Here is a 23,190-nt window from a genome sequence, read left to right as displayed (position 1 = left end):
GCCTTCGGCCGCAAGCCGTAAAGCGATCACCGCCCCCGTTTCTTCGGGTTGCCGCTACTTGCCGGAAATGGATTCGGCGTTTTCCTTGAGCTTGGCCAACACGGCAACGAAGGTGTCGAGATCTTCCTGGTCAACGCCTTCGACCAGGCGCTTTGCTCGGTCGAACGTAATTGGTTCGGCTGCTTTCAGCAGCGCGCGCGCTTCGTCGGTGATACTGACCGCATGAGCGCGTCGGTCGTTTTTGTCGCGCGTGCGAACAACAAGACCCTTGCGTTCGAGCAGGTCGAGGTAGCGCGTGATAGTTGCCTGTTCTTTGCGGGTTCGCTCGGCGAGTGCCTTCTGGGAAAGCTCGCCAGCTCGGTCGAGCTGGTTGAGCAGGTTGAACTGTCCGGGCGTGATGCCAAGTGGAGCGAGCGCCGTTTCCAGGGACTTATAGATGGAGCGTTGGGCGTCGTACACTTTGAAGCCGATGAGTTGATTGTGCTCGTTTGCCATGGGTGTCCTTCTTGTGAGCGTATGGCGGCAGGAGAGACTGTGTGCATTGTTATACAGGGTATACATAACCACAAGAGATGATCCTTCGTCAAGAATCATCTCTCGTGGGGTTGAATTTGTACGCACGTGGGCGGGCGCGTGCTGCCTGGTCGGCCCTCTATACGCTGGCTATTTTATCCTCAAAATAGGAGAATTTAACTTGTTGAACTAATAATTACAGTAAATATAATTAGGTATGCAAGTAAATAGCGGGGATCGAGGGTTCGGACTTCGGAAGAAGGCGCCCATGCACTGCTTGCTGCGTACCTTGCGCAGGGCGTTCAGAGAAGTCCTTCGGCTCCTGCTAGAAAAGGGAGAAGCGGGAAAAGGAGGAGGAATGGCACTGAAAATGAGCCGCCGCGGCTTCGTGAAAGCTTCGGCAGTTGCGACTGCGTCCACGCTTTTGCTTGGGTCGCAAAGCGGCACCGCCCTCGCGGACAGCGCGCAAGGCGCGTCGGACGCGGCGCGATCCGACGACGTGAAGAAGATCCCCAGCGCCTGCCGGCAGTGTTACGGCCGTTGCGCGCTGTTCGGGCACGTCAAGGATGGCCGCGTGGTGAAGATCGAGGGAAACCCGGACCTGTTCAGCGAGGGAACGCTGTGCTCGCGCGCCTTCGCGATTCCGCAGGAGCTGTACAATCCGCTGCGCGTGCGCTATCCGCAGAAGCGCGTCGGCGAGAAGGGTTCCGGTCAATGGAAGCGCATCACCTGGGAAGAGGCGTACCAGGAAGTGGCCGACCGGTTCACCAAGATCGGCGAAGAATACGGGTGGCACACCATTGCTCACCAGTACGGCACCGGCCGCGACATGCTGCAGTTCCAGGCCATCAACAAACTGTGGCTTGAGCTGGGAAGCACGGCTACGTTCGGCGTGGGCAACCTGTGCTGGGTGGGATCGTACTTCACCAGTCAGCGTTTGTACGGCGACGAGACGCAGTACACCGGATGGGACGGCAACAACACCAACTGCATCCTTATATGGTGCCGCCAAGAGCGCAGCCGCGGTTACTACGACTGGCTGACCGTCAAACGTGCTCAGGAGCGCGGCGCGAAGGTCATCTGCGTGGATCCGCGTTATACCTGCACGGCCAGCAAGGCCGACCTGTGGCTGCCCATCCGTCCCGGCTCCGATATGGCGCTGGTGCTGGCCTTCATCAACGAGATCATTCACTCGGACAAGTGCGCCACCGATTTCGCACGCGCGTACACCAACGCACCGTTCTTCATCGACGAAGCGGGCACGGGCTACCAGTTGCGTCAGTCCATGATTCAGGAAGGCGGCTCCGACGAGCTGTATCCTGCTTGGGACGAGGCGCATGACCAGCTGATCTTCTGGAGCGGCGACTGGCAGAACAAGCAGAACCTGGGCGGCCCGAAGGCGTTCCAGTGGCTGGACGCCGAAGGCAACATCGTGCCCGACGCGAAGCCGGCCCTTTCCGGCAGCCGCGAGATCAACGGCAAGACCTACCGCACCAGCTGGGACATTCTGGTCGAGCATGTCACGCCGTGGACCGTCGAGCGCGCCGCCGAGTTCTGCGAACTGCCCGAGGACAAGATTCGGGAAGCCATCAAGATCTACATCGACGCCAGCCCTGCGGCATGCTTCTGCCGCGGTCAGAAGGTGGAGTTCTCCATCAACACGTCCGGCATCTCGCAGGCGTTCACCATCATGATGGCGCTGGCCGGCAACTTCGACACGAAGGGCGGCCAGAACATCGGCCGCGAACCTGCCACCGGTTACGACTCGTTCATGTTCGACGTGGTTCCCAACAGGGAAGGTCGCATGGGCAAGCGTCGCATGGAAACGGCCAGGAACATCAAGAAGCTGTCCGTGTGCCAGAACACCGGCTATCAGCAGATTCTTGTGGCCGACGACGCTACGGGCGAGCTGAAGGAAACCACGCAGAACTCCGGAGGCCAGGTTATTTACGGTCAGCAGGGCGGTTTCGGCGCGGCTACCACGAAGGCCATGGCCAAGGGCGACCCGTTCCAGATCCATGGGTACTGGCAGCAGACGTCCGAGCCTATCCTGTCCATCGAAAGCGGCCACGAGATTGTCGAGGGCTTCAAGAACCTGGACTTCTTCGTGAACGTGGACATCTACATGACGCCTTCGGGCGAGCTTGCCGACATCATCTTGCCGGCCGCTCATCCCAACGAGGTCGATCGCGTGGAGTGGGCGCACTCCGGCCACGGGTATCCCACCAGCCACACGTACCTCATCCGCCAGCCGTTCCATAAGCCGCTCGGCGAATGCAAGGACGACATGGACATTTGCTTCGAGTTCGCCAAGTACATGGACGTGGACATGTACTGGAAGGACAAGTACGAGTTCTTCGATTACATGGTGAAGGGCCCTGAGACGCTGCCTCCGAAACTGAGTTGCGCCAGCTTCGAGGAGTTCCGCGAGCGCATCAGCGTGACCGGCGTCCAGATGACCGACGTGAAGGGCGCGCCGAAGTACGAAACGGGCTTCATGCGCAAGACGAGCGACTTCCGTCCCGGCTTCAACACTATGTTCCGCGGCAACAAGATGGGGTCGGTGTATCGCTTCCCCGGCACGAAGACGCCGGACGGCAAGGTCATCCCGCCGCATCCGCAATCGGACAACGGCAAGATGGAACTGTGGTCGGAGGACCTGCTGCTGTACGGCAACGGCCCGCTGCCGCTGTACATCGAGCCGCCCATCACGCCGCTGGCTCGACCCGACTTGCTGGACGAGTACCCCTACACCCTGATCACCGGCGGGCGCAGCCACGCGTTCTTCCATACCGAGTATCGCAACAGCCCGTGGCTGCGCGAGGTCCACATGTTCCCGACGATGGACATCAACCCCGTCACGGCTGCCGAGCACGGCATCGAGCAGGACGATTGGGTGTACATCGAAACCTACGTGGACAAGATCAAGCAGCGCGCGAACCTGACCGAGGCCATCAAGCCCGGCACCATCCACGTCGAGCATGACTGGTGGTTCCCCGAGCGCGAAGCCACCGACGACCTGCACGGCGCGTACGACTGCAACTGCAACGTGCTGTTCGAGAACAACGGCCCTTACGATCCAGCCGTGGGCACGGACAACTACGGCGGCCTGTGCAAGGTGTACAAGGCCGAAGACGGCGCTCCTGCGAACATCTGCATGAACGAAGAGGACCTGAAGATATTCCTGCCGCTTTCCGCCGAAACGCTGGCCTCGGACGACCAGGCGAACGGCGTGGCGCAGGTGACGGTGAAGGGAGGTGCGAAGTAGCATGACCCGCAACATTATTTCCATCGATCTGGACAGCTGCATTGGATGCCATTCGTGTGCGGTTGTCTGCAAGCAGGAAAACGGCGTGGGCCTGGGCACGTACTACAACAAGGTGCTGACGGTGGGTCCGTCCGGAACGTACCCTGACCTGGAGATGTACTACCTGCCCGTATCTTGCCAGCATTGCGACAATCCCGAATGCGTCAGCGTGTGCCCCACCGGCGCAAGCTACAAGCGCGAAGACGGCGTGGTGCTGGTGGACCACAGCAAGTGCATCGGCTGCCAGTATTGCGTCATGGCGTGCCCGTACGGCGTGCGCGCATACGACGAAGGGCGCGACAAGGGCGTTATCGAGAAGTGCACCATGTGCGCGCACCTGATCGACAAGGGCGAGCAGCCCGCATGCGTCAAGCATTGTCCCGGCCAGGCTCGTTTGTTCGGCGATTTGGACGATCCCGAGTCCGCGCCGTCCAAGATGCGCGCGTCGAAGAAGACCTACAAGCTGACCGACGTAGGGAACCATCCGGGCGTGGACTACGGCTTGGACAAGTTCTCTTGGAAGGGCGGTGAGTAAGCATGGAGATCCAGTGGCCCCTTTTGATCTTCAGCGTATGCCTGGGCGTTACTTCGGGAGCGTTCGTGTTCCTGGGCGTGGGCGAGCTCAAGGGCAAGTTCAAGGACGTGCGCTTCCTGGGAGCTTTGATCGCGTTCGTCTGCCTTGCGGTCGGCGGCTGCGTGTCGGTGCTGCACATGGGACATCCCGAGCGTGCGACGCATTTGCTGGGCAACCTGGGATCGGGCTTGTCCAAGGAGCTGTTCATCGTCGCCATCATGGGCATCGTTTCCTTTGCCTACCTGATTCTGGCGAAGAAGGACTATCCAGGCGCGAGCAAGGCGCTTGGCGTGGTCGGCGGCGTGTTGGGGTTGGCGCTTCCGGTGGTTGCCGGCATGTCGTACTTGATCGCGGCGCGTCCTGCATGGGACAGCATCACGTTGCCTCTCATGTACCTGGGTGCGGGTTTGGGCATGGGCATGCTGCTCATGTGCGGGCTGGTGCTGCTGCGCGGCAATGCCGCTGAAGAAGGCGGATTCGCGTTGCGCTTGGCGCTGGCGGGCGTGGCCGTCATGGTCATCACGTCGCTGGCGTACGTGATCTGGATTGCCATGGCGCCCTACCAGGCTCCGTCGCGTTCGATCGAGCGCCTGATCTCGGGCGATCTGGCGTTGCTGTTCTGGGGCGCGGTCGTGGTGATCGGCTTGGTGGTTCCGGCGGTTTTGACGGGCTTGGCCTGCATGAAGGCCACGAAGGGCGACAAGGGGTCGGGCGCAACCGATCCGAAGAAGCTGGCCTGGTGGCTGTTCGCGGCGTTCGCTTGCTCGGGCGTGGGAGCTGTGGCGCTGCGCGTCATCATGTACGACTTGGGTACTAGCGTGGAGTCATTCATTTACTGATGAAGCCGACAAGGCGGCCGGAACGACCTGTTCAGGGTCGTTCCGGCGCCCCGCCTTGGATCGTCGATCGTCCCTCGTGCCGGATCGAGGCCCCCTCCCCCATGCCGCGTTCCGGTACGAAGGACGACCAACGAACGGATGTCGAACCTCCCGGCGTCATGTCGGGCTGCCTTAGAAGGAGAAGCATCATGAGCGAGAATTTGACCAGCGAGCTCACCGAGAACTTGATCGAGTTTTGCGAGAGCCGCAAAAGCGTGTACGCATTGCTGTCACGCTGCTACGAGAAGGAGCTGGATGCTGCATTCGCGAGCGATTTTGCCGCAGCTCCGGCGTTGATCTCGGATGACAAAGCGCTCGCGGAAGGATTCGCTCTTTTGCAGTCCGATCTTTCGAACTGCGGCGAGGATGACCTCGAGCGGTTTGCCGTGTCGTTCAACCGGGTGTTTTTCGGCATGGGCCCGCGTACTGCCCAGAAAGCATTCCCGTACGAATCCGTGTACACCAGCTCGTCGGGCCTTATGATGCAGGACGCATACGCCCAGGTGAGAACTTTGTATCACGCCATGCGCTTTGCGAAAAACCCCGACTTCCCGGAGCCCGAGGACCATCTGGCCGTGGAGTTGGCGTTCATGGCGCGCTTGTGCGACGTGGCGGTGGATGCTTTGCGAGAGGGTGACGCCGCAGCCGCCGAAACCGCCCTGTCCGCTCAGCTGTCGTTCTTGCGCGACCACCTGTTGAACTGGATAAACCGGTTCGTCATCGATGCGAAGAAGGCCGACGACGGCGGGTTCTACGGGGATTTGGCTGCGTTTACGCAGGCGTATTTGGAGGCCGACGTTGATGCGGTGGCGGAGGTTGTCGAGTAGAGCGTGCGGAGGCGAGAGTGATGACGGAGCAAATTACCCGACGAGGATTCTTGGCGGCCGGCGTTGTGGGCGCGGGTCTTGTGGGGCTGGGGGGATACGGTGCCTTGACGCGGCAGGCCGACGAGGCGTTCGTGCGCCCGCCCGGCGCGCAGTCGTCTTCGGGCCTGGTGGCTGCGTGCGATCGCTGCCAGCGATGCCTGCAGGCATGTCCGTATGAGATTGTGACCCCGGTCCCGCTGTCCCAAAGCTTGGTGGCCTACGGCACGCCGATGCTTGCATTCGAGAACGGATGCTGCGATTTCTGCATGAAGTGCACGGAAGCGTGCCCGACGGGCGCGCTTTCCTTCGGCGGCCCGCGCGAGCGGGATCTGGGCGTTGCCGTGGTGGTGAAGGACGCGTGCGTGGCGTGGGACTGGGCCGGATGCACGGTGTGCGTTGACGAATGCCCGGTCGAAGGCGCGATCGAGCTGGACGGCAACGACCGTCCGCTTGTGCACGCCGACTATTGCGACGGCTGCGGCAAGTGCGAGAAGGTGTGTCCGTCGGCTTCGCTGCGAGCGTACAACGCGGGCGTTGCGGACAAGGGCATCGTAGTGGTTTCGCGCGCCAGCGAAGCGGCTCAGATGACGGGCGCGGTGGATACGGCCACGCTGGAAGCGAGTAAAACCGTTGCCGTGGCGCGTGGCACGGAACTTGCCGCGCACACGAAGGGCGTCCATCCCGACGGCCCGGATAAAACACGCGAGGCGGGAGGGCTTCGATGAAGACGCGCGCGAAGATGGTTCGTATTGCGGTGGCTTCGGGCGTGCTGGTGCTTGTCGTTGCGCTTGCTCATGTGGGGGGCGTTGCGGCTGCGGGCACGCTTTGCGCGCTTTGCCCGGTTGGCTTTGCGCAGATCGCCGCGGCGTCGGGCTCGATTCCCTGGGGGCTTGTGCCCGGCGTGCTGGCCGTGTTGGCAATCGTGTTCCTGATCGGCCGGGCGTTTTGCTCGTGGCTGTGCCCTTCGCAGCTTTTGAAAAACGTGTTCGGCGGCCGTTCGCCTCGCGGCATTCTAGGTCGCAGCGGGAAGGCGGCGAACGATCGCGCGCTCGAATCGTGCGCGCCGAACGACGATGCCGCGGCTCCTGCGCATGGGGGCTGCGCGTCGTGTGCGGAGGCTTCGGGACTCGGCCTTAAAACGCAGGGCATCGTGCTGGCCGTGCTGTTGGTCGTGTCGTTTGCCGTCGGGTTCCCGGTGTTTTGCCTCCTGTGCCCGATCGGGCTTGTGTTCGGTACGCTGTGGGCGTTCAATCGCGTGTTCGTGCTGTTGCAGCCGGGCTGGGAGCTGATCGTGTTTCCGCTTATGCTGGTGGCCGAGCTGTTCTTGTTCAAGCGCTGGTGCTCGTCCGTGTGTCCGCTGGGATTTTTCTTCGGGCTTGTGGGCAAGCTGCGTGCGAAGCTGGGGTTCGGGGTGCGCCCGGTTGCCGACTGCGCAACCTGCCTATCGCGCGAGGGCTGCCGCACGTGCTCGACGGTGTGCCCCGAGGACATCGACGTCTCGGATTCCGGCAAGACCACGCTCGAGCACTGCACGTTCTGCCTTGATTGCGTGGAAAACTGCCCCACGAAGTCCATCAAGCTAGCCGTGAAGGAACCTGCGGCCGACGCCGATCGATCTTCTCATTAGGTGTGATGCGACTAGTTTTCCGTGCCGCCCGATGCTCGCGCTTTCCGGTATCATGGCTGCATCAAGTGCGATGAAGCTTGCCGCGCGGTAGCCGTGCGGGCAACAAGGAAAGCGAAGGGAAGTCGATGAAGTTCACGATTGTGGCGGTGGGCAAGCTCAAGGAGCGGTTCTGGGCGGACGCCTGCGCCGAGTACCTGAAGCGTTTGCAGCCGTACGCGAAGACAACCGTGAAGGAGATTCCCGATGTTGATCCTGCGCGCGCCGGCGGCGTGGACGCCGCGCGCGAGCGGGAGGGCGCGGCCATCGTGGCGGCGATTCCTCCCAGCTCCCATGTTCTGCTGCTTGCCATCGAGGGCAAGCAGCATTCAAGCGTGTCGCTGTCGAAGCGCATCGATGCGCTGGCGCTGGGGGGCACGAGCGACCTTTCCTTCGTCATCGGCGGATCCGACGGCGTGAGCGCTGCGGTGCGCGAACGCGCGAACGAAACGCTCTCGTTCGGCCCCATCACCTTGCCGCACAACTTGGCGCGCGTGGTGTTGCTCGAGCAGCTGTACCGCGCTCAAAAGATCTCGCGCGGCGAGCCTTATCACAAGTAGCGCGCGCTGCCGGATCGGTCGGATCGCCTCTGCCGTCGCGCGGCCGCCGCTGCGCCGCCTGCGAGCATGGCGAGCGCGCCCGCGGCAAGCGTTGCCGTTGTTGCCGAATCACCGGTTGGCACCAGGGCTTTCGGATCTTCGGGTTTCGCTGCGTGGTCCTTGGTCGGATCGGTCGGCGCAACCGGCGGGGTGAGCGGATCGTCCGGCTTCTGAGGCTCCACGTCAAGGGGCGTCGTGATGTTGTAGAACAGGAAATCGCCCGGCCATGTGTTTTCGCGGCCGCCTTCGTTTGCGCCGGCGGGCGAGCCTTTAGGCCCGAACAGCGCCATCAGGTCATGGCCTATGTCCAGCCACCTTCCGTCTGCCAGCCAAGCGCCCGTGCACACGGGCGCCGTGGACAAGGAAGCCGTTCGATTCATGGTGGCATCAAGGAATTGAACGGTGCCCCTTATGGCTCCTTGAGCTGGCAAGGGGCCGCGCGCAAGAAGCGCGATGCCGCCGTTCTTCCCAACGCGCATGTGGCTGAAGGCGTCTCCTGTTGCGGCGTCCATGCTGATGTCGGCGCGGGCGATTTCGACGCCCTTGTCGTCGAAGCGGACGAGCAAGCCGTCCTCTCCCTCTGCTTGAGGGTCGTACGGGACCGAAAGCAGCACGTAATAGTCGCCGTTAGCGCGTTGCACGTCAAGGAGCGACCGCCCGACTGCAAGGGGGAGCGTGGCGCTCATGACGTCGGAGGTGCACGCGTTTCCTCCATCGCTTGCGTTTTCGGGGCTGTACGTGCTGTCGGCAAGCTTTCGAGCCAAGTCGGTTCCGGCTACGATGCCCACTTCTTTCAATGCGCCGGTTTCGTTGTCGATGGTTCCGCAGGCGATTGCGTCGCTTCCCGCGAGGGCGGTCACGTCGAACGATGTCCAGCCGTAGCGTGCATCGGTCGTTTTGTCCGCTTGGAGCGTCAGCTTGGTCAAAAGGTTGCCGGCTCGCCATCCTTGCGGAGTGTGCCCCGGGTACGCGGACAACATGATGACGCTTTCATCTGCGCTTATGATCCTTGGATGGCTTTCGCTGCCAAGGGAACACGTTGCTTCCACCACGCCGCGCTCAAGATCTATCCAGTAACCCTCGCATGATTTCGTTTCGTCGTTCGGCGTGGCCAGGAATGCGCGCTGGTTCGACAGCGGCACCGCGGTTAGGGTCTTCACCACTTCCCCGGCGGGCATGTCGGCCCCTTCGACCACGACGGTTTGAAGGTGCCCGGGGCTTTGCGGATCAATCGTGTGCAACTTGAGCTTTCCGTCTGCCACCTGGAAGAACTTCTGAGATCCGTCAGAGGCTGAAAACAGGTTGCTGGCAGCGGTTTGGCTGTCGTGGTATTCCGTTTCGAAATACTGGCCCGACTGCGAGATCGTTGCCATGTGGGCATCGACTTCAAGGGGGATGCGCACTTCGGGGGACAGGACGTCCTCATCGTTTTCCCGTGCGATCACGAACGTGCCCGCGGGAAAAACTATCTCGCATGTCGAGGTCGGCTTCAGATCGGCGGGGTTTACGAAGAACGGCACGGTTATCTTGGTTCCGTCTATTTTGATGTCGTAAAGGGGCGCATGCTCCCCGTCTACGATGAGGGTGGGCTGGGGTGTTGGTCCTAAGGGAAAGCTTGGCGCGCTCGACGCCTCGAACACCAGGTTGTTCGCGTTCGACACCGTGCTGAACGCAGGGGTCAGCGTGAAATCGCTCGGCGCTGCGGGCTTGTCTTCGGAAGAGTACGAAACGGAGAATTTTCCTGCGCCTCCCCCTGTTTCGGTTGCGGTTATGGTCAATCCAGTAAAGCCCAGGTTGACGTTCTCGAAGAAGTTGGTTGACGGAAAGCTGCGCGGGGAGACCGTGTCCCCTTCGTATAGCATGCAGCCGTAGCCCGTTCCGTTTACGGCTGAAGAGACAAGCCCGCCGCCGCCGTTGGTGTGGATCTCGTTCATGTCGGGATCGACCAGTTCTATCAGCTGGTTGTACACGGTTCCGTGGCTGTTCGTGTGCGCGTAGTTCTCTCCGTTTGCGGTCAGCTCCCCTTGCACGCGGAACAGGCGGAAGCCCGAGGGCAGCGGCGCCTTTCCCTCGGAAGAGCTGCCGTAGTAGACGCTTTGGTTCCCGGCGAATTGGTCGTATTCAAGCACGTAATACGACGAGAACATGCCTTCGTCCTGGTTCGAGACGACGGCTATCCGGCCGGCTTTCGTCGGATCGTTCGAGGTGAGAGGCTCCAACGCCTGCTCGACGGTCGCGTTGCTGGGCGCTTGCTCCACAACGGTTTGCCCCTGCTTGACCGTGATGCCTTGCTCGTTGGCGATCACGCGCGTGACGTCTTCGTCGGCTATCCACCCGAGCAGCCATTTGGAGAAGCCGTTGTGGTCGCCTTGGTTGTCCATCATCATGTCGAAGGTGAGAAGCCCCGTTCGAGCATCGGTGCTTCCCTGCTGCGCCGCGTACTGGTAGTAGTCGGGCAGGCCCAGAACGTGCCCGGTTTCATGGATGAGCGTTTGCGCGGCGTGTGCGTCGTTCGACGGCTCGGCCAGCGTGACGGTGTTCCAAAGGCGCACGCGTCCGTTTTCGTACGTTTCGGTCGAGCCGAAGGCGGTGCTTTCGTTGCTCCACCATACCGATCCCCATCCGGTGTCTTTCCCGGCGAATCGCAGGTACACGGCGTCGATCTTCCCGTCCTCGTTGGCGTCGAAGCGCGTTAGGTCCACGCTGTCGTCGAGCGACTTGAGCGCTTCCTCGAACAGGGCCGTTATGTTGGTCGAGTAGTAATCCCGGGGGTGTTGCGCGCGGTACTCGAACGTCTCTCCCGTAAGGGAGAGCTTGCCGTACGACGCCCGGTAATAGTACGCGCTCAAGCTTTCGTAGGGAAACGATGCGGCTCCGGGATTGGCGGCGGCTCCTTCGGACGTAGGCCCGATAAGCGCCTGCAAGGCTTGAGCCGTGTCGCCTGCTTCGAAGGAGTAATCGGGAAACGTGACGTGCAGGGCCAGCACGTGGGCCTTCCCTTGCGTGGCCATGCCGCTTGCCCAAACGCTGGGAACCGATCGCTGGGCAATGCCGTCCTGGGCATTCTGGCGTGCAAGGGCCTGCTGCACAAGCGCGTCGTTCGGCTGGTCGTTTTCGAGGGCTTGTTCGAATGCCAAGCGGTTTTCGAACGAGCCGTCGGCAAGGTAGGCGGCCTTTTGCTCTGCGGTGGGCGTGCACGAGGATTCGCCCGTTTCGTGCGCGAACGCCCAGCCCGGCGCAAGGAAAAGCGCGCATGTTAGGGCGATGCCCGCGGCAAGCGCGACCGCAACGCCGTGCAGTCGGCGTTGTTCGGGCGTGCGCTCGAGCGGCAGGGCTGTTCCGTGGCGGGCGAAGCGGTCCATGCGGTCCTCTTTTCAAGAAAGAAATCGATAGCCCGTATAGTATCGGTTTGCTCGATCGGGCACCACCTTTGCCGAGCGCGAAGGTTGCATTTTCCTGCGGCAGGCTTCGCGCGCGCTTCCGCTATACTGGACGCGATCAATTCGAGGGAAGGATTCCCATGCGCTTTATATCGTGGAACGTGAACGGCTTGCGGGCCGTGCAGAAAAAGGGCTTCGAGGACATCGTGTCCGAACTTGATGCGGACATTGTGGCATTGCAGGAAACCAAGCTTCAGGAAGGTCAGGCCACGCTCGATCTGCCGCAGTACCGCGAGTATTGGAGCTATGCGGAAAAGAAGGGCTATTCCGGCACCGCCGTGTTTTCCAAGGAGGTTCCTTCTCGCGTGATTCACGGCATTGGCTCTCCGTATCTGGATACCGAAGGCCGTGTGACGGCGCTCGAGTTTCCCCAGTTCTGGTTCGTTGACGTGTACACGCCTAACGCTCAAAACGAGCTTGCGCGCATCGATCATCGTATGGAATGGGACGATGCGTTCCGGGATTTCTGCAAGGGGCTTGAAGAGGGCGTCTTGCCTGCCGGCGTGCCGGTTGAAAGCCCTGCTCCGGGAGAGGGGCACGTTACCATTTCCGAGCTGCCCTTGACGCAGCCGGGCGATAGCGCCGATCCGAAGCCCGTTGTCGTGTGCGGCGATTTGAACGTTGCGCACCAGGAGATAGACCTGAAGAATCCCGGCCCGAACCGCGGAAAAGCCGGATTCTCCGATGAGGAGCGCGGCAAGTTCGACGAGCTGCTTGCGGCGGGCTTCACCGACACGTTTCGGCATTTGCATCCCGACGTGACGGGCGCGTACTCGTGGTGGAGCTATCGCTTCAAGGCGCGCCAGACGAACGCGGGATGGCGTATCGACTACTTCTTGGTGAGCGATTCCCTTGCGCCGAAGATTACGAGCGCGTGCATATACGACGAGGTGTACGGCAGCGACCACTGCCCGGTCGGGTTGGAATTGGACCTTGCCTGATAACGCACGCCCTTCCTTGGCGGGGCGCGGTGCTTTGACGTGCGGCTGGGTTCGGGCGTGCGCGTGCGGGGTTGTTCGTCGTATGCGCCGCGAGCCGGTCCTGTGCGTTGCATTTCTGTGCGCAGCGCTTTCCGCGCTGTTCGTTCCGCTTGATGCCGCCTACGCTTCGTACATTGACGCACGGGTGTTGATCTTGCTGTTCTGCTTGATGGCAACGGTTGCAGGCTGCAAGGCAAGCGGCTTGTTCGACATGCTTGCAAAGCTGTTGCTGCAAGGGGACCGATCGTTTCGCGTGGTGTCGTTTACGCTGGTCATGCTTCCGTTTTTCGCATCTATGCTGGTGACCAACGATGTTGCCCTGATCGCGTTCGTTCCGTTTGCCGTGCTGGTGCTGACGCATGCCGGGCGCACGCGCTCCTTGGCGTGGGTCGTGGTCTTGCAGGCCGTGGCTGCGAACTTGGGCGGCATGGCCACGCCTGTGGGCAACCCCCAGAACCTGTACCTGTTCCTGCGCTACGACGTGGGGCTTGCTGAATTTCTGGGGCTGCTCGCTCCCTACGTGGCGCTTGCCTTTGCGGCGTTGGCGGCAGCGTCGTTGGCATCGGGGTCGGGACGCGCTCGCGTGGTCGTGCCCCTTGCGGCGAAGGGCGTCGACGTGCGGCGCGTGGCTTTGCACGGCGCGCTGTTCGCTGCGTGCTTGCTTGCCGTTGCGCGCGTGATGGACTCGTGGCTGCTTTTGGTTGCGGTGGTGGCGGTGCTGCTGCTGTTCGATAGGCCCGCGCTCAAGGCGGTCGATTACGGATTGCTGCTCACGTTCGTGTGCTTTTTCGTGTTCGCGGGCAACATGGGGCGCATCGACGAAGTGCGCGCTGTACTCGAGGGGCTTATGGACCAAAGCGCCTTGGCGGCATCGATTGCGGCGAGCCAGGTTATCAGCAACGTCCCGGCCGCAGTGTTGCTTTCGGAGTTTACCGCCGATTGGCGAAGCCTGCTGCTCGGCGTGGACATCGGCGGGCTGGGAACGCCGGTCGCGTCGTTGGCCAGCCTTATCGCGCTGAGGATATACTTGCATTCCGAAGGGGCTGGCATCGGGCGCTTCCTTGCTACGTTTGCCGTGGTGAATGTAGCATTTCTGGCGTTGCTGCTTGGCTTGTGGGCATGCATGCTATGATGCTGGGACAAAACGACGAAGGAAAGCTTGGTATGGATAGAGCGAAAATAGAACAAGGCGTACGGCTGATTTTGGAGGGCATGGGCGAGGACCCCGATCGCGAGGGCTTGCTCAAGACTCCCGAGCGCGTGGCCAAGATGTACGAAGAGGTATTTTCCGGTTTGACCGAGGATCCCTCCGAACATTTTGAAACCACGTTCGACGAGCACCATGAAGAGATGATCCTGGTTCGGGACATCCCCTTCTATTCCATGTGCGAGCATCACCTGGTTCCGTTTTTCGGCTTGGCTCACGTTGCCTACATTCCCGCCGCCGACGGCCGCATTTGCGGGCTGTCGAAGCTGGCGCGCCTGGTTGACGTGTTCGCCAAGCGCCCTCAGGTGCAGGAGCGCCTTACCTCGCAAATCGCCGACACGCTGATAGAGGAGCTGCATCCTCAGGGCGTCATCGTGGTTTTGGAGGCCGAGCACATGTGCATGAGCATGCGCGGCGTGAAGAAGCCGGGCACGAAAACCATGACGAGCGCCGTTCGCGGTGCGTTTGAAAAGAGCCAAGCCACCAGGGCCGAAGCGCTTTCGCTTATCTTCGCGCGCTAGAGTCGGTGGCGCCGCGCACGTGCTTCACGTGAAACATGGCCGCGCGGTCGGGTATTATGGGTGCGAGCAGATTGTGGATGCAGGCGAGAAAGGGATTACCTTATGAAGTGCGTAGTTTCCGTTTTGGGCAAGGATCGCAGCGGCATCGTTGCAAAGGTTTCGATGGCCCTTGCCGAGTGCGGCGCCAACATCGACGATATCAGCCAGACCATTCTGGACGACATCTTCTCGATGACGATGCTCGTCACGCTTGATACTAAGGCCGCTGATTTCAATACCGTGCAGGAAAAGCTCGAGGCGGTCGGCGAAGACCTGGGCGTGCAGATCATCATTCAGCGAGAAGACGTGTTTCAGTTCATGTATTATGTGTAGCCTTTTGCAAGGCTGCATTATGTGAAGCTGGCGGCGTTTTGCCAGATGAGGCTGAATCTCATCCTATACCAGCTCCACATAATATTTTTCGGCCTCCTGCCGTCTAGACGACTGTTTTGAGAAACTCGATGAAGTCTTCCTCGGCAGGAGGTTTATAATGGGCTTTCGCTAGCACCTTGGCGTTTGCGCGCTCGATGGCCTCCTGCTTGTCTTTATCTAGGACTTGCGCGTAGATTTCGGTTGTCGAAATGAACTCATGGCCGAGCAGATCCCGAATTTTTTCCAAAGGGACGCCTTCTGCGAGCCAGTGGGTGGCACGGCTATGGCGCATCGTATGGGGTGTGATATGCCATGATGGAAACAATTCAGGATGTTCGTTGCGAGCTGTATCCACATATTTGGACAGGATGTAGGCAACTCCTCCTCTGGTCAAGCGTTCGCCCTTTTGGTTTGTGAAGAGTGGATCGCTTGGTACGTAGCTTTTGTCGCGGCGCTTCAGATATTCCCTAAGATGCGAGGTGGTGAGCGCTGAAATCCCCACAATTCGGCTCTTCCTGCCTTTGCCTACGAGGTAGACCGTGCTGCTTTCGGAAGGATTTCGCAGAGCGAGGGAGTTGGTGCTCAAATTGATCAGCTCGCCTACGCGGCAGCCTGAATCGTAGAGAAGCTGCAGTAGGGCTAGATCCCGCAGGCTTCCCTCTGCCGCTTCTTCGAGGATGGCCTTCACCGCCTCGCTCGAAAGGTATTTCAGGTGGCCCTCGCTGCCTTTCTTGGTGTGAATCGACAGGATGCCGCGACACTCTGTCAGCATTTCAGGCTCTTCATATTGAAGGTAGTCAGCGAACGATCTCAGTGCGGCGAGCCGTGCGTTTCGGGTGGCAGTCGAGTTCTCCCTTTCGTCTTCGAGCCAAAGCAAGAAGTCGCCCACCGCCTCAGCGGTAAGGTCATGCAACGTCATTTTATTAGCGGATATGCCTCGCTCGTCTCGCATGTAGACAAGGAAAAGGGAGATGGAATCTCGATACGCCGCGACGGTGTTGGCGCTCCTGCTGCGCTGCTTCGGTATCCACGAGCGCAGGAAAACCGTCACATGTTTCTGGAAGTTCTTGTTGCTTGCCAACTGCCTAGATGGCATCGTAATCCACCTCCGGGAAAATGCTCTCATCGAATGCGGCCATGGTGTTGACGATCCGACGTCGGCTCTCCTCGGTGAGATGGAGGTAGCGCATCGTGTCTTGAACGCTGGAATGCCCCAGGTAGCTTGCGAGCACGGGGAGGAGCGCGTACGGATCTTCACCTCGCTCCGCTGCGGCATCGAGCGCGTGGCAGGCGAACGTGTGGCGCAGGTCATGGACGCGCGGGAGGTCTCCTTTGACGGTAGACAATTTCAAAGTCGCATAGGCTTCTTTAAACACCTTGCGCACTGCTTGCTCCGTATAAGGGACAATGCGTTTTTCCGGGGAGGGAAATATGACGCGGTCAGCCGGCCCTTCGGCAAACCGCATGTTTTCCCAATACCGCGCGAACTCGGCTGCAAGCGACTTGGACATGGGGACGAAGCGGTTCTTCTCCCCCCTTCGCGTGCCGAATCGCAAGGACGTCATCACGCATATCGACGTCGCAGGCAGCGAGGTTGAGGGCTTCGCCCAGCCGCAGGCCGCATCCGTAAAGGGTTCGAAACAGCATGGGGACGACGAGATGGCGATCGGGATAGCGCTTGTCATAGGGTATGGCGTCGAATATGCGGGCCAATTCCTGAATTTCGGCATGCGTGAAGATGTAGGGTTGGAAATCCGACGAGCATTTTGGCAGCATGTTGTTGGGGAGGACGTACGCGTCGTACCCGTTGGATTGCAGGAAGAGTCCGAAATTCCTGATCATGCTCGCACGGTTGTGCCTCGTGCCCATGGCTTCTTCTCCGCGGGGCTCGATCCATTGGAGGACGGCTTCGCGGGGAAGGACGCTATCGTCTCCAGCCGGTCTGTATGCCTCCGCCGCTTCTGAAATGCTTCGGAGCATGTAGATCTTCCCTACGTCCACTTTGTAGCCCATGGACCGCTTGTGGTTGACGAAGTCGATGCACAGCTCCGCATTCGGGCCGTTGATTTCGATTCGGTCTATAGACGGCATGGCGGCACCTCCAGGGCGACCGAGCGTAAGCGCTCGATGTCGATATCGAGATAGGGCCGTGCAGAGTCGATCTGCGATTGCCCGAGGACCGAACCGATGATTTTGTAGTCGGTTCCGCCGTCCATCATCGTCGTGGCGAGTGAGTGGCGTATGGCGTGCGATCCGTGGCGGCGGCCTACCACGTCGATTCCGGCTCGAGCGCAAAGTTCGGTGATTTTCGAATAGATAGCGCCGGCGCTGTTATAAGGTCGATATGGCTTTACTTCTGTTAGGAACACCGTGTCGAACCCCGATTCGGGGCGTTCGTTCTTTAAGTAATCTAGCAAAGCCATCTTCACGGGGTGAGTCATTAAAACGATCTGCGTCTCCCCGCTTTTGCTTTGCGCGAAGCGGATCTCGTCGATTGCCCAGTCGATGTCATTGAGCGAAAGGCGTATGACGTCTTTCGCTCGGAACCCATAGGTGACGAACAATAGAACCAGGGCCGTTTTCATCTTCGGGCGGCGAGGGCTTGCGGCTGCGGCATCCAAAAGGCATGCCAGCTCTTCGGCTGTGAACCAAGAAGGCAGTTGGGGAGCGGCTTTTGCGATTCGGCCTGTCAGCGCGTTTTCAGGCGAGTGACCCAGTTCGCGTACGGTGGACACGTATGCAAGGAAATCACGAAGCCGAGTTACGGTGACGGAAACCGATTTGGGCGCCTGGCTCTCCCTTGCGTCGAGAAGGAAAGCCGTTACGTGCTCCGGCAAAAGCTCTTCGATACATCCGATTTTGCCATCAATGAAATACAGGAATTTTCGCGCGGCGTTCAAGCGGCAGCGCTTCGTGTCTTTCTTGAGCCCCCGCTCGGTAAGATGATCGCGATACCCTTCGACAAGGTAAACAAAGCGGGCCGGGCAAGGATAGCGATAGTCTGCCCTGCAGTAAAACATGCCTATCCGGTCGAACTCGACAAGCCGACGGATGGGTAAACATAAGGAAGAGGGGGCATTGGCGAGCGCGCGTGTTGCTAACTTCTCTGAATACTGGTCGTCGCCCGAATCTTTGGCGAAACGCTCCAGGTACGCCCATCCCTTCACATACCGCTCGATGATGCTTGGAGAGTAGCCTTCGGCCTCCATATAGCGACGAGCTCTGCCGACAATCTCACTTACGGTCTGTCCCATAAACCATCCTTTCACGTTGGGAATAGAGACAGACCTATTGTGGCGATAAATTATGTGAAGTAGTAATGTCCTATAAAGAAACCTTGAACAGCTAAGACTTGCAATCACTAAACATAATATTTACTTCTTGAGCACTTTGCATAAACGGTTTTATGGACAGCTAGTGATAACATGTACAAGATTTAGCTTCGAAGCTAAATAGTCGCAGGGCCGATGCCGCTGCGATTGCAAACGTGCCGTCAGAATTTCCTGGCGGCACGTTTCGTTTGGTAACGTCATGGTCTTCGTCGCGGGCTTTCGCATTGCTTGGCTTACAATGTGCTCGCGTACGTGAGCTTCTTTGCCGAGCTTGTCCATCGAGCAAAATGTAGGTGATACATGCATCGCGGAAAAGAGAAAAGCCCTAAAGCGCTGCGCCTTGTGAGCGCGCTCCTTCTTGTCATTGCGTTGTTGGGGCTGGTTAATGCGTTGGTCCTGCTTTTTAACGTCGACGCTATCATCCAAGACCCCGAAAGCGTCAGGCAGTTGTTCGACGGGCAGGCCCTTGATAACGAGACCGTTATCTTGTTCGTGGCGGTAATCGCAGGCATAGGCATAGCGGAATCCTTGCTGCAGATTTTTTCAGCTGCGATGGGTTTTCGCGCCGCGCATGGAAAAGCTCCTGCCGAAACGTGCCAGGTTCTTGGTTTGGGGCTGATTGGCGCCGCGCTGATCTCCTCGTTGGCCACGGGTCTGCTTTCGGGCTTTACGTACCAGCATATTGTTTCGTCTGCGGCTTCCGTGATCTTGCCCGTTCTGTATTACGCGGCGGCTCGTCGTGCCACCGCGGAAACGTTTTGGCAGGGCATCAAAGAAGAGCAAGACGATGAGGACGAAAAGGCCGAAGTCGATTCGGCGGCTTCGCATGCTTTCGAAGCTCCTTGCTCGTACCGACTTGAAGGGCGACTGGTTCCTGTTGCCGATTCCGACCAGGCGGACGTGTTCATTGTGGGCAGGGATCCCGCCCTGTGCGGCGAGGCGTGTTCGTCTGACGACTTTGCAGAGAATCTCGTGCGTCATTGTCATGCAGACGTGCTGCCGTCGAACGTGAGCGGAACCCTTTTGCTTCCGGTTGACATGCTTCCCGAGGAGGTGAAGAAGCACGCCGCGCGCCCCCTTGAGGCTGCATACGTGTTGGACGAGGGGCACTTGGTTTTTGCGACCGAGGATCCGTTGTTTCCCGTGCTGTTCAAGCTGTACGTCGATCGGCAAACGTTTGAAAAAACCAGTTCAGCCGCAGTTCTATTCGAGTTTTTGCGCTATCTCATCGGAAACGACGCAACGTATCTTAACGAAGTTCTCGAGCGCTTGGACAAGCTTGAGGAGAACACGTCCGAAGAGGTCAACGAGATACCGAAAGACTTCGAGGAGTTCGTGATGTCGTTGCGCCGTTCGCTTCGGGAATTGCTGCGCTTCTACAAACAGTATTCCCACATGGGGCGAACCTTGGCAACGGCGCGCAGCTCGGCGCTTACCGAGGATGATCGTGCGCTTTTCACCATACTGGCCGATCAATCTCAACGGCTTGCCGATGACACGCAGGATTTGCTGGACTATGCTCTGCAAATCAAGAACCTGTACCAGGCGAAAATAGACGTACGGCAAAACAAGGTCATGCAGATTCTTACCGTGGTCACATCCATATTCATGCCCTTGACGCTGATAACGGGATGGTACGGCATGAATTTCAAGGTTATGCCCGAACTGGGCTGGAGCATGTCCTACTTCGTCTTGATAGCGGTGGCTATCGTGATCGTGACGGTGGAGATAATCATCTTCAAGCGCAACAAGTGGTTCTAGCGGTTTGAATCGATTGGCTCGGCGGCGTTCTTGTGCAGGCTGCGCGCCCGGCTTGGAGCGGGCGGGGTTGCTGCAAAGCCCCGTCCCCTCCAAGCCGGGCGCGCTTTCGCTTCGGCGGGGCGCGCCCGGAATTTACTTATCGGCCTTGCCGTCCTGGCTCATGATGCCGCCAGCTGCCATGAATCCTCCTACGAATGCAAGTCCCAGATCGGCGTACATGCCGGTGAGGGGCTTGCCGGCGGGGTTGCCCTCGCCCGAAGAACCGCCTGCGGTATGCCATCCTGCGTACAGGCCGGGAATCGGCTTGCCGTCCGTGCTTACCACTTGCATGTGCGGCGTGATGCGCAAGCCGGTTTTCGAGCCGAATACGTGCCCGCCCAGCTTCGCTCCGTAGAACGGGGGCTCGTCTATGGCGATCATCCACTCGGGCGGGTACGGATAGGTTGCGCTGTAATCTTCGCCTTTCGCGCACGCTTCGTTCCATTGCCGTACCGCATCGGTGAGCACGCCTTGCCTGAGTTCAAGCTTTGCTTCCAGCTCTTCTATCGTGTCGCACTTGAAGACGGCTCCCCCGTCGATCATTTGCTGGAATCCGGTGTGCCAGTCGCGCAACCATTCGGGCACGCGGTCGATGAAGGGGTCGTCGGCTGCCACTATTTTTGCCTTTCGGCAAATGACCTGCCCGAAGAAGTTGTCCTGCACCAGTTGGTCGAATTTCGAATCAAAGCAGCAGTACGTTTTTCCGCCCGGTTGACTCATCTCGATGGCGGCCGTGTCGCACAACCCTGCCGACGACGGAGGGGCGTCGGTGGCGTACGGGTAGCTGGTGGCCGACGTGGATATGAAGGGTACGCGCTGGCCGTCGCGGTTGATGCGCAGCCAGGGCTGCCTCAATGCTTGGTTGCCGTCTTTGTTGATATGGGAGTCCATCATGGTGTCGAACTCGTCGTAGTCGCGCCACCACACGCCTCCGTCGAACGCACCGGTTGAATCGTATCCCGAAAGGTCTGCGCCTACGCCTTGTCCCATGCGGATGCATTCTCCGGTGCCGTTCGGCGGGGTGGCGATGTTCGCTATGCCGGGCAAGCAGGTGGCGGAGTACTTGGCCATCATGGCGCGGTTCATTTCCATGCCGCCAGCCGTCAGCACCACGGCGCGCGTCGCTCGGACGAAGCGCTCCTCTTTCCGCTGCGTCGTCTTGACGCCCAGCACGCTTGTCCCGTCGAAAACGAGCGCGTCAACGTTGCAGCCGACGCGGATGTCGACGCCCGCGTCCCGAGCGGTTTTCTCCAGCTCTTGAAATGGGATGAGGTTGACGTTGATTCCGTTCGTGGGCGTGGACATGCCCTCCCATTCCAGCAGTCCGTTTCCGGCAGGCGAGGGATTCATGGGCACCCACTTTGCGTTTGCCTTTTCGTTCATCCAGTCGATGCACTTCGGTCCTTCGACAGCCATAGCTCGAAGAAGATCGGGATCGCCCGTCATTTGCTGGCAGTCCATGACGAATTCTACGATGTTGTTCACGTCGTAGGGGTACGACGGGTAGGCCCAGTGAGCAGCTTCGGCTTGCTTGTGCCCGCCGAAGTTGGAGAACACCGACGAGTGCTTCGAGTTGCCTCCTGTTTCTTCGTTGCGCTCCAGCATGAGGACGCGATAGCCCGCTTGCGCCAGTCGAATGGATGCGTTCATTCCTCCCGCGCCCGATCCCACCACGACGACCTCGGTTTCCTCGTCCCATGTTGAAGGGGGCTCCACCGGGTCGATGGGCGCCGCGGCTGCTTCGAAGTTTGCTTGCGCCCCCGTGCCCGCCGTAGTTGCGGACGTGGAGGCGCCGCCCTGCGGCGAGCATCCTGCCAAGCCTGCAAGCGCGCCGGTTCCTCCCAAGATCGCGGCGCCTTTCAGAAAGCTTCTACGGTCAAGTTCCATGGTCGATTCCCCTTTCCCTGCGTTGTTCGGCTCCCCAGCCGAGTTGAAGCACACCGTCCTATTCGCGGGTCGAGCGAGTTTGCTTTCGATGCCGCACGGCGCGTATCGCCATCGTATGCCCGGTTCCTCGCCCGCACCTGAAGCCTTTTCGCATAGGGCGAAGGTATTTTTGGGGCGCTGTCCAAAACGGGTAAGAGGGTGTAAAATTTTCTTTACAACTGTTCGTCGTTGGACCAGGGAGGGGACACCGATGGATACACGGTATGTGGAAGAGTTTTTGGTTTTTGCCGAAGATGCGAACTACTCAGCAGCTGCAAAAAGGCTGTTCATCACGCGTCCGACGTTAACCGAGCATATTCACGCGCTTGAAGACGAGCTCGGATGCTTTCTGGTGGGGAGATCCCAGGGCAAGGTGGTCTTGACTCCTGCGGGAAAGCAATTCGTGCAGTCGGGAGCGAAGCTTCTGGACTTCGTTCATGCTCTGGTGGACGACTATCAAAACATGGCCGACAATCTTTTGACGGTTACGGTTGCCCAGACCAATCTGCCTTGGCTGGAGACCATTTTGTACAAGGCGCGCTGCGAAGTGCAGCGTCGCTATCCTATGAAGCGCATCGACATCGTGACGGTTAACGGACCGTGCAGCACGGTCGAGGCGCTTAGGGATGCAACGAACGACATTGTGGTTGCAGGCGCGAAAAGCTATGTTTCCAAGGACGATCGCGGCGCGTATCCCGAAGGCATCCAGGGATTTCGCTTGGGGTCAGAGGAAATCCGACTGCTTGTTACGCAGGGAAACCCGCTGTTCGATCAAGATGTTGTTCGCGCTCGTGACCTGGACGGGATGGCCGTCATGCTGCCTCCCGACATCTACCGGGGCTATATCCGCGATGGGGTGGCGGACCGGTTTCGTTTGCGCGGCGCCGACGTTGATCTGAAGACCATGGGGTTCTCCGACCATTTCGAGTACTTCACGTACGATTTCAAAGACAGCATCGGCGTGGTTCCCACGACGCTCGTTCCCCGGTTCGGGCTTGACGAACGGGAAGAATGCCGCACGTTCGTCTTGGAGGATCTGCCGCTGCGTACCGATTTCTACGCGCTGTATACCGATGAATTCGCTCGCTCCGAAAACGGGTCGCTGTTGGTGGCCGCTATGACCAAGCTGGCTGCCGCGTCTGTTCGGTAAAGCCCCCTTGCTTCAATGATACT

At 59.7% G+C, this 23,190-nt stretch carries 20 protein-coding genes; 13 read left to right on the top strand and 7 right to left on the bottom strand.

The features are described from left to right. Positions 1-54 precede the first annotated feature (54 nt). Complete coding sequence (locus tag ACMNI9_RS03165) at positions 55-495, bottom strand: MarR family winged helix-turn-helix transcriptional regulator (protein ID WP_114566385.1); 441 nt, start codon at positions 493-495, stop codon at positions 55-57. Positions 496-871: 376 nt separating this feature from the next. Between ACMNI9_RS03165 and ACMNI9_RS03160 the strand changes: the two genes are divergently transcribed. The 7 genes from ACMNI9_RS03160 (at position 872) to rlmH (ending at position 8,361) form a co-directional block, all read left to right on the top strand. Further along, positions 872-3,781, top strand: coding sequence for a molybdopterin-containing oxidoreductase family protein (locus ACMNI9_RS03160; RefSeq protein ID WP_418830826.1), 2,910 nt, complete (start codon positions 872-874; stop codon positions 3,779-3,781). 1 nt (position 3,782) lies between these two features. Next, complete coding sequence (locus ACMNI9_RS03155) at positions 3,783-4,355, top strand: 4Fe-4S dicluster domain-containing protein (protein WP_114566387.1); 573 nt, start codon at positions 3,783-3,785, stop codon at positions 4,353-4,355. A gap of 2 nt (positions 4,356-4,357) precedes the next feature. After that, complete coding sequence (locus tag ACMNI9_RS03150; RefSeq protein WP_114566388.1) at positions 4,358-5,233, top strand: dimethyl sulfoxide reductase anchor subunit family protein; 876 nt, start codon at positions 4,358-4,360, stop codon at positions 5,231-5,233. A gap of 188 nt (positions 5,234-5,421) precedes the next feature. Then, positions 5,422-6,099 carry a TorD/DmsD family molecular chaperone gene (locus ACMNI9_RS03145; RefSeq protein ID WP_418830825.1) on the top strand — a complete coding sequence of 226 codons (678 nt, stop codon included), beginning with the start codon at positions 5,422-5,424 and terminating at the stop codon, positions 6,097-6,099. 20 nt (positions 6,100-6,119) lie between these two features. After that, positions 6,120-6,863: a 4Fe-4S dicluster domain-containing protein gene (locus ACMNI9_RS03140; RefSeq protein ID WP_418830823.1), complete on the top strand. Its 744-nt coding sequence runs from the start codon at positions 6,120-6,122 to the stop codon at positions 6,861-6,863. Continuing rightward, positions 6,860-7,765, top strand: coding sequence for a 4Fe-4S binding protein (locus ACMNI9_RS03135; RefSeq protein WP_418830821.1), 906 nt, complete (start codon positions 6,860-6,862; stop codon positions 7,763-7,765). Before ACMNI9_RS03140 ends, ACMNI9_RS03135 begins: the two co-directional genes overlap by 4 nt. Positions 7,766-7,890: 125 nt before the next feature. Continuing rightward, entirely contained in the window at positions 7,891-8,361 is a 471-nt protein-coding gene (rlmH, locus tag ACMNI9_RS03130) for a 23S rRNA (pseudouridine(1915)-N(3))-methyltransferase RlmH (protein ID WP_114566392.1), read from the top strand. Here the strand turns inward: rlmH and ACMNI9_RS03125 are convergent. After that, positions 8,352-11,762 carry a peptidase M6 gene (locus ACMNI9_RS03125; RefSeq protein ID WP_418830820.1) on the bottom strand — a complete coding sequence of 1,137 codons (3,411 nt, stop codon included), beginning with the start codon at positions 11,760-11,762 and terminating at the stop codon, positions 8,352-8,354. The two genes, rlmH and ACMNI9_RS03125, sit on opposite strands and share 10 nt — an antisense overlap. Before the next feature lie 158 nt (positions 11,763-11,920). On the opposite strand from ACMNI9_RS03125, the gene ACMNI9_RS03120 reads away from it, so the two are divergent. The 4 genes from ACMNI9_RS03120 to ACMNI9_RS03105 all read left to right on the top strand — a co-directional run bounded on the left by ACMNI9_RS03120 (position 11,921) and on the right by ACMNI9_RS03105 (position 14,920). Beyond that, complete coding sequence (locus ACMNI9_RS03120) at positions 11,921-12,781, top strand: exodeoxyribonuclease III (RefSeq protein WP_216530006.1); 861 nt, start codon at positions 11,921-11,923, stop codon at positions 12,779-12,781. Next, positions 12,774-13,952, top strand: a complete 1,179-nt coding sequence (locus tag ACMNI9_RS03115) for an SLC13 family permease (protein ID WP_418830818.1) — start codon at positions 12,774-12,776, stop codon at positions 13,950-13,952. The genes ACMNI9_RS03120 and ACMNI9_RS03115 overlap by 8 nt, the downstream gene beginning before the upstream one ends. A 32-nt stretch (positions 13,953-13,984) precedes the next feature. Further along, positions 13,985-14,548: a GTP cyclohydrolase I FolE gene (gene folE / locus ACMNI9_RS03110; protein WP_114566396.1), complete on the top strand. Its 564-nt coding sequence runs from the start codon at positions 13,985-13,987 to the stop codon at positions 14,546-14,548. A 102-nt stretch (positions 14,549-14,650) separates the two neighbouring features. Then, positions 14,651-14,920: an ACT domain-containing protein gene (locus tag ACMNI9_RS03105; RefSeq protein ID WP_114566397.1), complete on the top strand. Its 270-nt coding sequence runs from the start codon at positions 14,651-14,653 to the stop codon at positions 14,918-14,920. Positions 14,921-15,023: 103 nt separating this feature from the next. On the opposite strand, the gene ACMNI9_RS03100 is transcribed toward ACMNI9_RS03105, so the two are convergent. The 4 genes from ACMNI9_RS03100 to ACMNI9_RS03085 all read right to left on the bottom strand — a co-directional run bounded on the left by ACMNI9_RS03100 (position 15,024) and on the right by ACMNI9_RS03085 (position 18,213). Next, on the bottom strand, positions 15,024-16,055 hold the full coding sequence (locus ACMNI9_RS03100) for a tyrosine-type recombinase/integrase (protein ID WP_418830816.1): 1,032 nt from the start codon (positions 16,053-16,055) through the stop codon (positions 15,024-15,026). Continuing rightward, entirely contained in the window at positions 16,045-16,470 is a 426-nt protein-coding gene (locus tag ACMNI9_RS03095; RefSeq protein WP_418830815.1) for a tyrosine-type recombinase/integrase, read from the bottom strand. The genes ACMNI9_RS03100 and ACMNI9_RS03095 overlap by 11 nt, the downstream gene beginning before the upstream one ends. After that, on the bottom strand, positions 16,400-16,735 hold the full coding sequence (locus ACMNI9_RS03090; protein ID WP_418830827.1) for a tyrosine-type recombinase/integrase: 336 nt from the start codon (positions 16,733-16,735) through the stop codon (positions 16,400-16,402). The genes ACMNI9_RS03095 and ACMNI9_RS03090 overlap by 71 nt, the downstream gene beginning before the upstream one ends. Before the next feature lie 302 nt (positions 16,736-17,037). Continuing rightward, positions 17,038-18,213 carry a site-specific integrase gene (locus tag ACMNI9_RS03085; protein WP_114566400.1) on the bottom strand — a complete coding sequence of 392 codons (1,176 nt, stop codon included), beginning with the start codon at positions 18,211-18,213 and terminating at the stop codon, positions 17,038-17,040. 378 nt (positions 18,214-18,591) lie between these two features. On the opposite strand from ACMNI9_RS03085, the gene ACMNI9_RS03080 reads away from it, so the two are divergent. After that, positions 18,592-20,052 (top strand): CorA family divalent cation transporter, encoded by a 1,461-nt coding sequence (locus ACMNI9_RS03080; protein WP_418830813.1) that lies wholly within the window; start codon positions 18,592-18,594, stop codon positions 20,050-20,052. Between the two features lie 132 nt (positions 20,053-20,184). Here the strand turns inward: ACMNI9_RS03080 and ACMNI9_RS03075 are convergent, their stop codons facing one another. Beyond that, complete coding sequence (locus ACMNI9_RS03075; protein ID WP_418830811.1) at positions 20,185-21,978, bottom strand: FAD-dependent oxidoreductase; 1,794 nt, start codon at positions 21,976-21,978, stop codon at positions 20,185-20,187. Positions 21,979-22,228: 250 nt separating this feature from the next. Here ACMNI9_RS03075 and ACMNI9_RS03070 point away from each other — a divergent pair, with 250 nt between their 5' ends. Next, the gene (locus tag ACMNI9_RS03070) at positions 22,229-23,167 is read left to right on the top strand and encodes a LysR family transcriptional regulator (RefSeq protein WP_225749693.1); all 939 of its coding nucleotides are present in this window, start codon (positions 22,229-22,231) and stop codon (positions 23,165-23,167) included. Positions 23,168-23,190: the final 23 nt, after the last annotated feature.

The sequence above is a fragment of the Paraeggerthella sp. genome, from assembly GCF_048427265.1.
Taxonomy (GTDB): Bacteria; Actinomycetota; Coriobacteriia; order Coriobacteriales; family Eggerthellaceae; genus Paraeggerthella; species Paraeggerthella hominis.
This window is presented reverse-complemented; position numbering and strand designations above follow the sequence as displayed.

Coding starts and splice junctions, on each gene's coding strand:
- ACMNI9_RS03165 (WP_114566385.1), bottom strand. CDS start 495: ATGGCAAACGAGCACAATCAACTCATCGGCTTCAAAGTGTACGACGCC.
- ACMNI9_RS03160 (WP_418830826.1), top strand. CDS start 872: ATGGCACTGAAAATGAGCCGCCGCGGCTTCGTGAAAGCTTCGGCAGTT.
- ACMNI9_RS03155 (WP_114566387.1), top strand. CDS start 3,783: ATGACCCGCAACATTATTTCCATCGATCTGGACAGCTGCATTGGATGC.
- ACMNI9_RS03150 (WP_114566388.1), top strand. CDS start 4,358: ATGGAGATCCAGTGGCCCCTTTTGATCTTCAGCGTATGCCTGGGCGTT.
- ACMNI9_RS03145 (WP_418830825.1), top strand. CDS start 5,422: ATGAGCGAGAATTTGACCAGCGAGCTCACCGAGAACTTGATCGAGTTT.
- ACMNI9_RS03140 (WP_418830823.1), top strand. CDS start 6,120: ATGACGGAGCAAATTACCCGACGAGGATTCTTGGCGGCCGGCGTTGTG.
- ACMNI9_RS03135 (WP_418830821.1), top strand. CDS start 6,860: ATGAAGACGCGCGCGAAGATGGTTCGTATTGCGGTGGCTTCGGGCGTG.
- rlmH (WP_114566392.1), top strand. CDS start 7,891: ATGAAGTTCACGATTGTGGCGGTGGGCAAGCTCAAGGAGCGGTTCTGG.
- ACMNI9_RS03125 (WP_418830820.1), bottom strand. CDS start 11,762: ATGGACCGCTTCGCCCGCCACGGAACAGCCCTGCCGCTCGAGCGCACG.
- ACMNI9_RS03120 (WP_216530006.1), top strand. CDS start 11,921: ATGCGCTTTATATCGTGGAACGTGAACGGCTTGCGGGCCGTGCAGAAA.
- folE (WP_114566396.1), top strand. CDS start 13,985: ATGGATAGAGCGAAAATAGAACAAGGCGTACGGCTGATTTTGGAGGGC.
- ACMNI9_RS03105 (WP_114566397.1), top strand. CDS start 14,651: ATGAAGTGCGTAGTTTCCGTTTTGGGCAAGGATCGCAGCGGCATCGTT.
- ACMNI9_RS03100 (WP_418830816.1), bottom strand. CDS start 16,055: ATGCCATCTAGGCAGTTGGCAAGCAACAAGAACTTCCAGAAACATGTG.
- ACMNI9_RS03095 (WP_418830815.1), bottom strand. CDS start 16,470: ATGTCCAAGTCGCTTGCAGCCGAGTTCGCGCGGTATTGGGAAAACATG.
- ACMNI9_RS03090 (WP_418830827.1), bottom strand. CDS start 16,735: ATGCTGCCAAAATGCTCGTCGGATTTCCAACCCTACATCTTCACGCAT.
- ACMNI9_RS03085 (WP_114566400.1), bottom strand. CDS start 18,213: ATGGGACAGACCGTAAGTGAGATTGTCGGCAGAGCTCGTCGCTATATG.
- ACMNI9_RS03080 (WP_418830813.1), top strand. CDS start 18,592: ATGCATCGCGGAAAAGAGAAAAGCCCTAAAGCGCTGCGCCTTGTGAGC.
- ACMNI9_RS03075 (WP_418830811.1), bottom strand. CDS start 21,978: ATGGAACTTGACCGTAGAAGCTTTCTGAAAGGCGCCGCGATCTTGGGA.
- ACMNI9_RS03070 (WP_225749693.1), top strand. CDS start 22,229: ATGGATACACGGTATGTGGAAGAGTTTTTGGTTTTTGCCGAAGATGCG.